Genomic DNA, 13507 nt, shown 5'->3' with positions numbered 1-13507 from the left:
ATTTATAATCTTTTATCCATTTGTTTAACCATCATATTCTTCCACGTATAGAAATCTCCAGCTAAGATATGTTTTCTAGCCTCTCTAACCAACCATAAATAGAATCCTAAATTATGAATGGTTGCTATTTGTTTTCCCAGCAATTCATTTACTGTAAACAGATGTCTTAAATATGCTTTGGAATATTCCGTATCTACATAGGTAATTCCCATTTCATCAATCGGAGAGAAATCATCTTCCCATTTCTTATTTTTAATGTTTATGGTACCATGTGCAGTAAACAACATTCCGTTTCTCGCGTTTCTCGTTGGCATCACACAATCAAACATATCTACCCCTAAAGCTATATTCTCTAAGATATTAATAGGCGTTCCTACTCCCATCAAATACCTGGGTTTATCCTCTGGCAAAATCTCTGTTACTACCTGCGTCATTTCATACATTTCTTCTGCCGGTTCTCCTACAGACAATCCTCCTATTGCATTTCCTTCTGCCCCTGCATTCGCAATATATTCTGCAGACTGTCTTCTCAAATCTTTATAAGTGCTTCCTTGAACAATTGGAAAAAATGTCTGATCATACCCATACTTAACTGGTGTTTTTTCCAGATGTTGCATACACCTGTTTAACCAGCGATGAGTCATATGCATACTTCTTTTAGCATATTGATAATCGCAAGGGTATGGAGTACACTCATCAAACGCCATAATAATATCTGCTCCGATTGTTCGCTGAATTTCCATTACATTCTCTGGCGTAAAGAAATGGTACGACCCATCGATATGCGATTTAAACTTTACCCCTTCTTCTTTTATTTTTCTATTAGCTGATAATGAATACACTTGATATCCCCCACTATCTGTCAATATATTTCGATCCCAATTCATAAATTTATGAAGTCCTCCTGCTTTTTCCAGAATAGGTGTTTGCGGTCTCAAATACAGATGATATGTATTCCCTAAAATAATATCTGGATTGATATCATTTTTCAACTCTCTTTGGTGTACACCTTTTACAGTTGCGACTGTTCCTACGGGCATAAAAATTGGTGTTTCTATAACACCGTGATCCGTGGTTATTTTCCCTGCTCTAGCACTGCTTCCAGGGTCTTTGGATAAAAGCTCAAATTGCATAATTTCTATTTCGTGGATCGCAAAGATAACTAACTAAAACTACTTAGAAGCGCTTTAAATTTCAAAAACCAAAGTTATCAACAATAGTATTTTAACTAAAAGCTGCTTCGACATTTTGTCACCGCAGGTAAAACCGTTATTTTTGAGCGTTCAATATTAAGATAATTAGCATCGTAATGCCAGAAACTAAACATTTAGAAGATTTTGTAACACAAGTACGTAGAGATATTCTACGTCAGGTTCACAAAGTAAACTCAGGACACCCGGGAGGATCTCTTGGTTGCGCAGAATTTTTTGTCGCTTTGTATCAAGAGATCATGGAAAGAAAAGACGGTTTTGAAATGGACGGAATTGGAGAAGATTTATTCTTCTTATCAAACGGTCACATTTCTCCAGTATACTACAGTGTATTAGCTCGTAGTGGATATTTCCCTGTAGAGGAATTGAATACATTCAGACTCATCAACACCAGATTACAAGGACATCCGACTACGCATGAAGGACTTCCCGGAATTCGTATTGCTTCTGGTTCTTTAGGTCAGGGAATGTCAGTAGCCATTGGTGCTGCCCTTGCTAAAAAACTAAACAATGATGACCATATTGTATATAGTCTACATGGAGATGGAGAGTTACAGGAAGGACAAATATGGGAAGCTGCTATGTATGCTGCCGGAAATAAAGTAGATAACTTAATTTCTACTGTAGACCTGAACGGTCAGCAAATCGACGGTTCTACTGACGATGTATTACCTATGGGAGACCTAAGAGCTAAATTTGAGGCTTTTGGATGGGATGTTATCGATATTAAAGAAGGAAACAATGTTGCTGCTATCATCGAAGGGCTTACTGAAGCTAAAAGCAGAACAGGAAAAGGAAAACCTGTTTGTGTATTGATGCACACCGTTATGGGGAATGGAGTAGATTTCATGATGCATACGCATGCATGGCATGGAAAAGCACCTAATGATGAGCAATTAGCAAAAGGTTTAGCACAGAATCCTGAAACCTTAGGAGATTATTAATTTAATCGATTAAACAACAAGCGTGTTTACCTTATTACTAATTAAGAGCAAACACCCAACAGATTAAGAGTATGAAAAAATATATAGATACAGGAAAAAAAGATACACGTTCAGGTTTTGGAGCCGGATTAGAAATCCTGGGAAAAACAAATGAAAATGTAGTAGCATTATGTGCTGATTTAATCGGATCATTAAAAATGGACGCTTTTAAAGCTAATCATCCCGATCGTTTTTTTCAGGCAGGTATTGCAGAAGCTAACATGATGGGACTAGCAGCAGGACTAACCATCGGAGGAAAAATCCCTTTTACAGGAACCTTTGCTAACTTCTCTACAGGTCGTGTATATGATCAAATACGTCAATCTATTGCCTATAGTGATAAGAACGTAAAAATCTGTGCTTCTCATGCCGGATTAACTCTAGGGGAAGATGGAGCTACGCATCAAATTCTAGAAGATATAGGATTGATGAAAATGCTTCCCGGAATGACTGTAATTAATCCATGTGATTACAATCAGACAAAAGCAGCCACCATCGCAATTGCCGAACACCATGGACCTGTATATCTTCGTTTCGGAAGACCTAAAGTAGCCAATTTCACCCCAGATGATCAAACATTCGAAATAGGAAAAGCTGTTCATTTACAGGAAGGAACTGATGTTACGATAGTTGCAACCGGACACCTTGTATGGGAAGCTTTACTAGCCGCAGAAACCTTGGACAAACAAGGAATCAGTGCCGAAGTAATTAACATCCACACAATCAAACCACTGGATGATGAAGCAATTATCAACTCTGTAAAAAAGACAGGATGTATAGTTACTGCGGAAGAGCATAATTTCTTAGGTGGATTAGGAGAGAGTGTTGCCAGAGTATTAGGACAACAACATCCAACCCCTCAAGAATTCATCGCTACTCAGGATACCTTTGGAGAAAGCGGAACTCCTGACCAGTTAATGGATAAATACGGACTAAATGCAGCTGCAATAGTATCTGCAGCACAAAAAGTTATCAAACGAAAATAACGATTACTTTCAGATATAGTATCGATCAACCTCCTGACACAACTAATTCAGGAGGTTTTTTTTAGGTCTTATTACAGAATAATCACTCGTATAAAACGTTTATACATTACTAACCATTACGTTTAAAATAAACTCTAAAAATAAATATTCATTACATGAGAAATTTATTAATTCTTTTTACCCTATTAAGTTCTTTTTTAACTATTGCCCAGGGCAATCTTTTAAAATTTGGTGTTAAAGCCGGAGTTAACTACGGAGATAACGGAAAAATAGAACTAGTCGACATAACCAATGCCGGAGAGAACATCTTATCTGAAGATGCAAATCAACGTACCGGATATCATTTTGGTGCATATCTAAGAGCCAGTATCCTAAATACTCTCTATATTAAGCCAGAATTATTATATACTGTAAACAAAAGTTCCTATGATGTCAATGGAACCGAAGTTGATTATGAAGTAAAAAAAATAGACCTTCCGATTTTGGCTGGTGTATCTTTGATAGGTCCCTTGCATATTTTTGGAGGTCCATCACTTCAGTACATTGTAGATAATGAATTAAAAAATGTAAAGCTAGGAGATATCAAAAATGATTTTACTGTAGGAATGCAATTCGGAATCGGAGTAAAAATCAAGCGATTAAACGCAGACATTCGTTATGAACGCGGATTAAGCAAAAACCAAGCTGAATCTATCGAAAATGAATTAGGAACCCCACTTCGCGTGGATTCCAGACCAAATCAGTTTATACTTAGTGTTGGTGTTGATTTCTAAAAATTCCTTCCTTATCAATATACAAAATAAAAAGAGCTGCAATCATACAGCTCTTTTTTAATTTTATGTCGCTTCCGACAATAGCAGTTTAGTAATACAACCCCTTTTTCTGGATTTCTTCTACTGCTTTTTTCTCATGTGCTAACCGTTTTTCTAATGCTTCTCCTGATAGCTCCTGACAAGATACCCCGATAAAATCCATATCGTATGCACTTAAAATTTCATTAAAAATCAATTTTACTCTCCTGACATGAAAATCTGAAGTAATAATTTTTAGAGAGACATCTTCCCGGTTATAAAGAACTTCTTTTACCTTTACCGCATCATCTACCGTATGTTTTGATAGTGCAAATGCTAAAAAATCATCTTCTTTAACTCCTTTCCGAAGTAAGTATTGTTTTGCATAAAAAGCGTGAGGTGCCTCAGAAGTATTAAACCCTTCTCCCCATCCTCCTGTACACAAAACTTGTTTTCCTTCTCTATACAATAATGCACAGTGATTTAATCTACTTTTAGAAATAGCACTAAGCTCTCCTAATACAGAATTGGGACCTCCCAACACAACCAACACTTCTTTTTTCATTTTGTATTTTTTCTAACAAAATGAACACTCGAAATCAAACCTTCTCTCAGTTTATAAATTGCTACCACCTCTACCAAATCTACTCCATATCGCCCACTAACTCGTTCATGATCCAATACCTTGTCATCAAAAACAATACGACTAACAATCTCACAATGAAGCTTTGGAGAGTTCTCAAACATCTCCTTATACACGTTTCTTAACGCTTCTTTTCCTGAAATGGTAACTTTTTCACCCGGAAAATCCAAAATTACAATGTCATCCGAATAAAAACTTAAAAACAACTCAAGATCTCTCGAATTATATGCATCTAATTGCTCTTGTACTATTGCCTCTGTAGTATTCATCTATATTTACTTTAAAAAAAAGCTGAATTCACAACATAAAGAGAAATGAATTCAGCTTTTTTTCTTTATTAAAGATATCTATTTAGAAATTACCTTTGTATTCAAAAAAACACAAAAAAGAAGTATTCGTTATCTAAACTAACTCTCCGTACAGATCAAAATCTTCTGCTTCATATATTTTTACTCGTGTAAATTCTCCTGTTTTTAAATATTGTTTGGTAGCATCAATCAACACTTCATTATCCACATCCGGAGAATCTGACTCTGTTCTACCTACAAAATACTGCCCTTCTTTTCGATCAATAATCACATTAAACTCTTTTCCTATTTTTTCCTGATTGAGTTCCCAGGAAATTTGTGATTGGATTTCCATAATCTCATTAGCTCTTGCTATTTTCACATCTTCAGGCACATCGTCTTCTAAAGAATAGGCATGGGTATTTTCCTCATGGGAATATGTAAAACAACCTAAACGCTCAAAACGCATTTCTCGTACCCATTCTCTAAGCGTCTCAAAATCTTCCTGCGTTTCTCCCGGGTATCCAACAATCAAAGTAGTACGGATTGCCATTTCAGGGACAGCAGTCCTAAATTCATTTAGCAACTTAGTTGTTTTTGCTTTCGTAGTTCCTCTGCGCATGGATTTTAAAACAGGGTCTGCAATATGCTGTAATGGAATATCGATATAATTACATATTTTTGGTTCTTCTCTCATTAGCGCCAATACCTCCATCGGAAATCCGGTAGGAAATGCATAATGAAGACGTATCCACTCAATACCATCAACTTTCACCAGTTCTTTTAACAAGTCTGCCAGTTTCCTTTTTTTATACAAATCCAGACCATAATATGTCAAATCCTGAGCGATCAGAATAATTTCTTTTACCCCATTAGCTGCCAATTTTGTCGCTTCTACAACCAATTCTTCTATGGGGGTAGACACATGTTTCCCTCTCATTAACGGAATTGCACAAAAAGAACAAGGTCTGTCACACCCTTCTGCTATTTTGAGATACGCGTAATTCTTAGGTGTAGTAGTTAATCGCTCACCAATCAGTTCATGCTTATAATCTGCTCCTAAAGCCTTTAATAGCCCCGGCAATTCTGTTGTTCCAAAATACTGATCCACATCAGGAATCTCTTTTTGCAAATCCGGTTTGTATCGCTCCGACAAGCACCCTGTAACAAAAACCTTATCTACAACTCCTTCTTCTTTTTTATGTAAATACTCTAGTATAGTATTCACTGATTCCTCCTTCGCATTATTAATAAAACCACATGTATTGATCACAACCACATTTCCTTCCTCCTCATGCACTACTTCTTTATTATTGGCTTTTAGTTGTCCCATCAACACCTCACTGTCGTAGACATTCTTACTGCATCCCAGGGTTACTACATTGATTTTATTTTTCTTTAACGTCTTTGTCCTCATAGCTTCTTGGTAAAGGTTTGCAAAGATACAGAGAATCCTTTAATAAAATTCCTTATACTTCAAACATTATATACTAATAAGTAACCTCTTACTGATATGCTTTTGGTTGTTTCCGACTTTTTGATTGCTGCTCATACACATACCCACATTCCAATAATTTCTTTTCAGCAAATGGCTTACCTATAAATGTCAACCCCTTTGGTTCCCCTTCTTCTGTAACCCCCATTGGCACTGTCAATGCAGGATATTCCGCTACAGCTGCAAAACCTGCATGATAATTATTAACAGATAACACAACATCTAATTGATTCGCATCCATAAGAACATCAAAAAATTTTCTTCCTTCTGTTTTTAGTTTTTCCTTTATCGATAACAACTCTTCTGTACTCGCTGAATCGGCAACCACACCTTTTAACAATGCTTGTCCATAAGGAGCTCTAATAAGCGTGTCTTTTTCATTAAACAAAATCACATCTTCAACATTTTTGATCTTTACATCTTTTCCTCCATAGATAGACAAATACACTTCAAGATCTTTTTTCATATCCAAATTAAGCAATCGCAGGAAGCCGGGTAGCTCCACTTTTTCCTCTTCTACAACAACTAAAGTGCCTCCTAATTCTTCAATTACCTTTGTTGCGTTCTGATATAATGAATCTTCTACCAATGATTTTAGTACTCCAAAACGTTTTCCTTTTACAGATGCTGTATCGAACCCTTCATAATATGTTTTTTGTTTTCTTTTTCCTCCTAATAAAGTTGCAGGATCTTCCTGATCTTCTCCTACCATCGCCGTCAACATAATCGCTACATCTTTTACTTTTCTTCCCATAGGTCCCGGCGTATCGAGTGTACTCGAAATAGGAACAATTCCTCCTCTGCTTATCAATCCAATGGTAGGCTTGAGTCCTACTACAGCATTTTGACTGGCAGGAGACAAAATAGAGCCAGCAGTCTCTGTTCCAATAGCCACCGCACAGAAATTAGCTGCAACAGCCACTCCACTTCCTGAACTAGAACCTCCCGTATCAAACTTTTTTCTCCCATATGGATTAAAGGTTTGTCCTCCTACCGCCGAATACCCACTGGGGCAATCTCCACAAAAGAAATACGCCCATTCACTCAGGTTTGCTTTCCCTAAAATAAGTGCTCCTCGTTCCTTTAATTTGGTTATTACAAAAGCATCTTCGGTTTTATTATTCATCATAGCAATAGCTCCTGCTGTCGTTGACATCTTGCTAGTATTCACATTATCTTTTACCAAAACCGGAATCCCATACATGGAATTTTCCGAAACCATTTCATGTTCTTTTTCATCTAATAACCTTGCTTGCTTTACCACATCAGGATTTATCGCTATAACCGAATTAAGAGATGTATCATTCTCCCGATCATATTTACGAATCCGGTATAGATAAAACAAAACTAATTCTTCATAGGACAAAGTTCCATCGTTAAGCAATCGATGGATTTCAGAAATCTCGCGCTCCAAAAGTACAGGACGTAGTTTTTGATATTCTACTTCTGTAAACTTTTTAAAATCTTCTTCAAAAGCAGCCCATATTGTTTTATTTTGGATCACTTTTGCATCCGTCACTTTGAAGTCTCTGAATTGTTTCGTTGCTATTTTATCCAGACTATCTTGCTGGTGAACAACTTCTTCTTTTTGCACTTTCTCTTGTTTGGGCTCCGATTTACACGATACTATCATCCCTAACAACAGTAAAAAAAATATTCTTTTCATATCTTACTTATATACAATTGTCTTATTTGACAACATAAAAACTATCAGTACCATTTCTAAAACGAACACAAAATAAAAAAAGAACCGCACATATAAGCATGTACCGTTCTTTTTACTCGATAATCGAGATGTCACATTCTTAGATTTCTTCAGAAATCAACACATATTTTCTAGTAAACGATTCTTGTTTCTACATTGAAATACTTTATTCACTTGGTAGGTTTTAAACACTTCATTCCTCGTATTGAAATATATTCTGGTAGCTTCCTTTGAACCTTACATGAGTTTATTCAGGGATAGCTGACTTTTCTTTTTTCTTATTTAAAGAAAGAATCGACAAATTCATATTTATTAAACACCTGCAAGTCTTCAATCCCTTCTCCTACACCAATATATTTAACCGGAATTTTAAACTGGTCACTAATTCCGATAACCACTCCTCCTTTTGCTGTACCATCTAGTTTGGTAACTGCGAGAGAGGTTACTTCTGTTGCAGCAGTAAATTGTTTTGCCTGCTCAAAGGCATTCTGTCCCGTAGAACCATCCAACACCAATAATACATCATGAGGCGCATCTCCTACAACCTTTTGCATCACTCTTTTTACCTTAGTCAATTCACTCATCAGGTTGATCTTATTATGAAGTCTTCCTGCTGTATCAATTATTATTACATCTGCATCCTGACTAACTCCTGACTGTAAAGTATCATACGCTACAGAGGCAGGGTCACTACCCATTGCCTGTTTTACAATAGGCACATCTACTCTATCCGCCCATACCTGCAATTGATCAATTGCTGCTGCTCTAAATGTATCTGCAGCTCCAAGAACAACATTTAGTCCTTTTTTCTTAAACTGATAAGCTAACTTTCCTATAGTCGTAGTTTTTCCTACACCATTCACTCCTACCACCATTAATACATATGGTTTTTTGTCTTTTGGAATGTCATAATCTGTTGCTTCTCCTGAATTTGTCTCAGAAAGCAATCCGGCTATTTCCTCTCTCAGGATCTGATTTAATTCGGCAGTCCCTAAATATTTATCCTTACTTACTCTTTCTTCAATTCTTTCAATAACCTTAATAGTAGTCTTGACACCGACATCACTACTGACCAAAACTTCTTCCAAATCATCCAAAACCTCATCATCGACCTTAGATTTCCCGGCAACAGCTTTACTAAGTTTAGAAAAGAAACTTGTTTTTGATTTTTCTAATCCTTTGTCAAGTGTTTCTTTCTTCTCCGAAGAGAAAATCCTTTTAAAAAAACTCATCTATATACGTATTCTATAAAAATTCTATCAGACATTATTTATCTGCGTATAAATATAAAAAGAAAGAGCCATTCCAATAAAATTGAAACGGCTTCTTTTTGAAATATTTTAAGTGCGAATTTATTTTTGCTTTAAGAAGTCATTCACTGCTTCCGGAGCCATGATTGATTCCACAAAAGTATAAGCGCCAGTCTTAGGTGACTTAACCATTTTTATGGCTTTAGTTAACCTGTTCGACTTAGTCTGTAACGATGCTACTGATTTCTTTGCCATCTTTTCTTATTTTATTTCTTTATGAACAGTCATCTTCTTAAGAACAGGGTTAAATTTCTTTAACTCAATTCTATCAGGAGTATTTTTCTTATTTTTTGTAGTAATATATCTAGAAGTACCTGGCTTACCAGTTGCTTTATGCTCTGTACATTCTAATATAACCTGAACTCTATTACCTTTCTTTGCCATTATTCTATATCTTTAATAAAGGATTGATTATTTAAAGAAACCTTTGGCTCTCGCTTCTTTTAATACAGCAGAAATCCCGTTCTTGTTTATATTTTTTAATGCCGCTGCAGAAACTTTAAGTGTTACCCAACGATCTTCTTCTGGAATATAAAAACGTTTTTTAATTAAGTTAGCATTAAATTTACGTTTCGTTTTATTCATCGCGTGAGAAACATTGTTCCCTACCATCGCTTTTTTACCTGTAAGTTCGCAAACTCTTGACATTTCTTTCTAAATTTTGGTGTTATTTCAAAACAGGGTGCAAATTAACAAATTTTTTACCTAACAACCAATAATACTTCTATCTTTTTTAATATTAATCCCTACTTTTTTTTCTGATCACCTACTAAATTTCAAAAACAGGTATTTTCACCTGTTTGCACAACTCCATAAAGCGCTTAATTTTGCTCCTGTTAGTTTATCATAGCTGATAGAAGCTAACAGATACTTGATATGGGGTATTAAGTAGTACATTTGGACGAGTCATCTTTGATGACTCGTTCTTTTTTATACAATAATCAAGATGTAACAACCCCAAAATAAGCCGCAAACTAATAATTGTTCCCTATACATCATACGGAGCTGGAGAACATAGCAAACAACTACTCAAAACATGTTTCTATTCTAAAAAGAGAGTTCGGAAATACGTTTCCTATTTTAATAGATTAAATACCATCTCAAGGGATTTATTAACAGCTCTTGCTACATTCTGAGCTCTGTTTTTCCCAAAACGAACTTCTTTAGAAGACACTCCATCCGGTGTTGCTACAGCTAGAAAAATCGTTCCTACTTCAACATCTCCATCGCCTTTATCAGGTCCTGCATTACCTGTCGTTGCTATCGCATAATCACTTCCAAACTTTTCTTTAGCTTTTAATGCCATACGCTCGGCTACTTCGATACTAGTTACTGAATAACGTTCAATTAAGGAAGCTTCTACTCCGAGTACTTCTGTTTTACTTCTGGTTGCATATGAGACAATCCCTCCCACAAAATAAGCAGAAGCACCTTCTACTGCCGATATAGTATGCGCTACCTTACCTCCTGTACAACTTTCTGCCGCAGCAAGGGTATACCCTTTTTCTTTCAAAAGAGCTCCGATACGCTTTTCTATAGGATCCTCTCCTATACTAACAATAGAAGTACCTATCAATTTCTGAAGAGAAGCAATCTCTTTAGCTACTGCTTCTTCTATACGTTTTTGATCTGTTCCTCTGGCTGATAAACGCAACCGCACTCTACCCAATTGAGGCAAGTATGCTAATTTTATAAAGGGTGGTAAGTTATCCTCCCAATCTTCTAACTGTATTGCCAGATCACTCTCTCCTATTCCATAGGTCTGGATTGTGGTATGCAAAATAAAAGGACGTTCAAATTTTGTTTGCAACCGAGGCAATACTCCTGACAGCATGATGTTTTCCATCTCAAAAGGCACTCCCGGCATAGCTATAAATACTGTTCCGTCTTTTTCCATCCACATTCCAGGAGCAGTTCCATACTCATTCTTTAGCACTATAGCCTGACTAGGCACCATTGCCTGCAATCTATTTAATTCTGAAGTTGGTTTTTTCAAATAGGTAGTGAATAACATTTCTATATGCGCCAGAACTTCTTCATTTTCCTGCAATGAATCTTGAAAAAACTCACATAAAGTCGCTTTGGTAACATCATCTTTTGTAGGTCCCAAACCACCGGTTATGAGCACTACATCTACACGAGCCGCCGCTGCTGACATAGCTGTTAAAATATGTTCTCGCTGATCACTAATGGAAGTTATTTGAGCTACATCAATTCCTATCTCGCCAAGCTTTCGCCCTATAAATGAAGAATTTGAATCAACAATCTGACCGATAAGAATTTCATCTCCTATCGTTATAATTTCTGCTTGCATTATTATTCAAAATCTGCTTTGAGATCAGAAATTGCTTTACTTATAGTAGCAACTATATGCTCTATAACAATCGAAATCTCTTCTTTTGTTTTATTGGTTTTAGACCAAGCTTCTACTTCTTTTATATACGATAGAAGATCGATATCAAACAATTGAAGATTTGGTTTCATTTTATGCGCATACTGATATGCCTGAGGAGGATCATCCGAATTTACTGCATGAACCATCTTATCCAAATCCTGAGGAATTTCTTCTAAAAATGTCTGTACTAAAACAGACACAAATTCTGTATCTCCTCCCGATAATTCATTCACTTTTTCTAAACTATATCCTTTTTCCATTATTTTACTCGTATTGAAAAAAACTGCTGATTATTGATGTATCCTTCTAATCTATCCTCTGCTTTTACTGCTCCAACTCCAGAAGGCGTTCCTGTAAATATAATATCTCCTATCTTTAAAGTAAAATATTTTGACACATATTCTATTAATTCATCAATCTTCCACAACATAAGACTTGTATTTGCCTGCTGCACGACTTCTTCATTTTTTTTCAAACAGAAGTCAATTGCATCTACATTTTCGAATTCATTTTTAGAAACCCACTTCCCTATTACTGCAGCACCATCAAATGATTTAGCCTTTTCCCAAGGCAATCCTTTTTCTTTTAATTCTCGCTGCAGATCTCTAGCCGTAAAGTCAATTCCCAAACCAATTTCATCATAATACTTATGAGCAAATTTTCTATCAATATATTTCCCAATCCGATTGATTTTTACCAAAATCTCCACTTCATGATGCACTTCATCAGAAAAATCAGGTATAAAAAAAGGTTGTTTCTTTAATAAGATAGAAGTATCAGGTTTCAAGAAAATTACCGGATCTTTTGGTTTTTCATTTTCTAATTCTTCTATATGATCCGTATAATTACGACCAATACAAATAAGCTTCATTTATTTTTTTACTATTTCATAAAAAAGGACTTTCTCCTTCTTTTTATTTAAAGCTATTATTCAATTTCCTCAAACGAATAGCCGTCAATACTTTTTTTGTATACAATGGAAAATCTGCATTCTGAATCCATCCAAAATACCCAGGCTCATCTTCGAGTACCTGTGCTACAAGTTTTCCTTTGTGTTTTCCGAAAGAAAACACTTCTTCTTTTTTATTGTTAAAAGCTATAAAACCTGCAAAATCGGCAAACTGATTTCTAGAACTAAAATCTGCTAAAAATTTAGTATCATTCTCTAGTTCCGGATAGCGATCTAACTGAGCTTTTAGTACTTCATATGTCGCCATCGTATCGGCTTCTGCAGAATGTGCTCCTTCCAAATCTTTATCGCAATAAAACTTATAGGCTGCTGATAAGGTTCTCTTTTCCATTTTATGAAAAATCGTCTGTACATCGACCCCTACAGTATTTTTCATATCAAAATCATATCCTGCTCTCAACAACTCTTCTGCTAATAAGGGAATATCAAATCGATTCGAGTTAAACCCTCCTAAATCACAGCCTTTGATCATCTCATGTACTTTTGAAGCCAGTTGCTTAAAAGTAGGTTCATTAGCGACTTTCTCATCAGAAATCCCATGAATCTCAGTGGTAGCAGGAGGAATTGGCATCTCCGGATTTACCAGCCATGTTTTACTTTCTTTATTTCCATTCGGAAATACTTTTAGAATTGAAATTTCGACAATACGATCTTTCGTTATATTAACCCCGGTTGTTTCAAGATCGAAAAAACATATCGGTTTTTTTAAATTAAGCTCCATAAATTGATTG

The 13507-nt window shown here is 35.8% G+C and carries 16 protein-coding genes; 3 read left to right on the top strand and 13 right to left on the bottom strand.

The features are described 5' to 3' along the window. Nucleotides 1-2: 2 nt before the first annotated feature. A complete protein-coding gene (gene tgt, locus HN014_RS13920; protein ID WP_176029461.1) occupies nt 3-1133 on the bottom strand; it encodes a tRNA guanosine(34) transglycosylase Tgt in 1131 nt (376 codons plus the stop codon). A 176-nt stretch (nt 1134-1309) separates the two neighbouring features. Here tgt and HN014_RS13915 point away from each other — a divergent pair, with 176 nt between their 5' ends. The 3 genes from HN014_RS13915 to HN014_RS13905 all read left to right on the top strand — a co-directional run bounded on the left by HN014_RS13915 (nt 1310) and on the right by HN014_RS13905 (nt 3953). Next, the gene (locus tag HN014_RS13915; protein WP_176029460.1) at nt 1310-2155 is read left to right on the top strand and encodes a transketolase; all 846 of its coding nucleotides are present in this window, start codon (nt 1310-1312) and stop codon (nt 2153-2155) included. Between the two features lie 71 nt (nt 2156-2226). After that, the gene (locus HN014_RS13910; protein ID WP_176029459.1) at nt 2227-3180 is read left to right on the top strand and encodes a transketolase family protein; all 954 of its coding nucleotides are present in this window, start codon (nt 2227-2229) and stop codon (nt 3178-3180) included. 155 nt (nt 3181-3335) lie between these two features. Further along, the gene (locus HN014_RS13905; protein WP_176029458.1) at nt 3336-3953 is read left to right on the top strand and encodes a porin family protein; all 618 of its coding nucleotides are present in this window, start codon (nt 3336-3338) and stop codon (nt 3951-3953) included. 88 nt (nt 3954-4041) lie between these two features. On the opposite strand, the gene HN014_RS13900 is transcribed toward HN014_RS13905, so the two are convergent. The 12 genes from HN014_RS13900 to HN014_RS13845 all read right to left on the bottom strand — a co-directional run bounded on the left by HN014_RS13900 (nt 4042) and on the right by HN014_RS13845 (nt 13497). Then, nucleotides 4042-4536 carry a YdcF family protein gene (locus tag HN014_RS13900; protein WP_176029457.1) on the bottom strand — a complete coding sequence of 165 codons (495 nt, stop codon included), beginning with the start codon at nt 4534-4536 and terminating at the stop codon, nt 4042-4044. Continuing rightward, nucleotides 4533-4883, bottom strand: a complete 351-nt coding sequence (locus tag HN014_RS13895; RefSeq protein WP_176029456.1) for an SgcJ/EcaC family oxidoreductase — start codon at nt 4881-4883, stop codon at nt 4533-4535. The genes HN014_RS13900 and HN014_RS13895 overlap by 4 nt, the downstream gene beginning before the upstream one ends. A gap of 133 nt (nt 4884-5016) precedes the next feature. After that, nucleotides 5017-6318: a 30S ribosomal protein S12 methylthiotransferase RimO gene (gene rimO, locus HN014_RS13890; protein ID WP_176029455.1), complete on the bottom strand. Its 1302-nt coding sequence runs from the start codon at nt 6316-6318 to the stop codon at nt 5017-5019. Nucleotides 6319-6406: 88 nt separating this feature from the next. Next, nucleotides 6407-8062 carry an amidase family protein gene (locus HN014_RS13885; RefSeq protein WP_176029454.1) on the bottom strand — a complete coding sequence of 552 codons (1656 nt, stop codon included), beginning with the start codon at nt 8060-8062 and terminating at the stop codon, nt 6407-6409. A 317-nt stretch (nt 8063-8379) separates the two neighbouring features. Further along, a complete protein-coding gene (gene ftsY / locus HN014_RS13880; RefSeq protein WP_176029453.1) occupies nt 8380-9333 on the bottom strand; it encodes a signal recognition particle-docking protein FtsY in 954 nt (317 codons plus the stop codon). A 120-nt stretch (nt 9334-9453) separates the two neighbouring features. Beyond that, the gene (locus HN014_RS13875; protein WP_176029452.1) at nt 9454-9606 is read right to left on the bottom strand and encodes a DUF4295 domain-containing protein; all 153 of its coding nucleotides are present in this window, start codon (nt 9604-9606) and stop codon (nt 9454-9456) included. 6 nt (nt 9607-9612) lie between these two features. Next, nucleotides 9613-9795: a 50S ribosomal protein L33 gene (gene rpmG / locus HN014_RS13870; protein ID WP_109437157.1), complete on the bottom strand. Its 183-nt coding sequence runs from the start codon at nt 9793-9795 to the stop codon at nt 9613-9615. A gap of 27 nt (nt 9796-9822) precedes the next feature. After that, entirely contained in the window at nt 9823-10059 is a 237-nt protein-coding gene (gene rpmB / locus HN014_RS13865) for a 50S ribosomal protein L28 (RefSeq protein ID WP_176029451.1), read from the bottom strand. A 427-nt stretch (nt 10060-10486) separates the two neighbouring features. Then, nucleotides 10487-11725: a CinA family nicotinamide mononucleotide deamidase-related protein gene (locus HN014_RS13860; RefSeq protein WP_176029450.1), complete on the bottom strand. Its 1239-nt coding sequence runs from the start codon at nt 11723-11725 to the stop codon at nt 10487-10489. Nucleotides 11726-11727: 2 nt separating this feature from the next. Next, nucleotides 11728-12066, bottom strand: a complete 339-nt coding sequence (locus tag HN014_RS13855) for an Hpt domain-containing protein (RefSeq protein WP_176029449.1) — start codon at nt 12064-12066, stop codon at nt 11728-11730. Next, complete coding sequence (locus HN014_RS13850) at nt 12066-12677, bottom strand: fumarylacetoacetate hydrolase family protein (protein ID WP_176029448.1); 612 nt, start codon at nt 12675-12677, stop codon at nt 12066-12068. Before HN014_RS13850 ends, HN014_RS13855 begins: the two co-directional genes overlap by 1 nt. Before the next feature lie 43 nt (nt 12678-12720). Next, nucleotides 12721-13497 carry a 3'-5' exonuclease gene (locus tag HN014_RS13845; protein ID WP_176029447.1) on the bottom strand — a complete coding sequence of 259 codons (777 nt, stop codon included), beginning with the start codon at nt 13495-13497 and terminating at the stop codon, nt 12721-12723. Nucleotides 13498-13507: the final 10 nt, after the last annotated feature.

The sequence above is a fragment of the Aquimarina sp. TRL1 genome (assembly GCF_013365535.1).
GTDB classification, from domain to species: Bacteria; Bacteroidota; Bacteroidia; order Flavobacteriales; family Flavobacteriaceae; genus Aquimarina; species Aquimarina hainanensis.
Note: the sequence above shows the minus strand (reverse complement) of the source record. Positions and strands in the feature narration are given on the sequence as shown.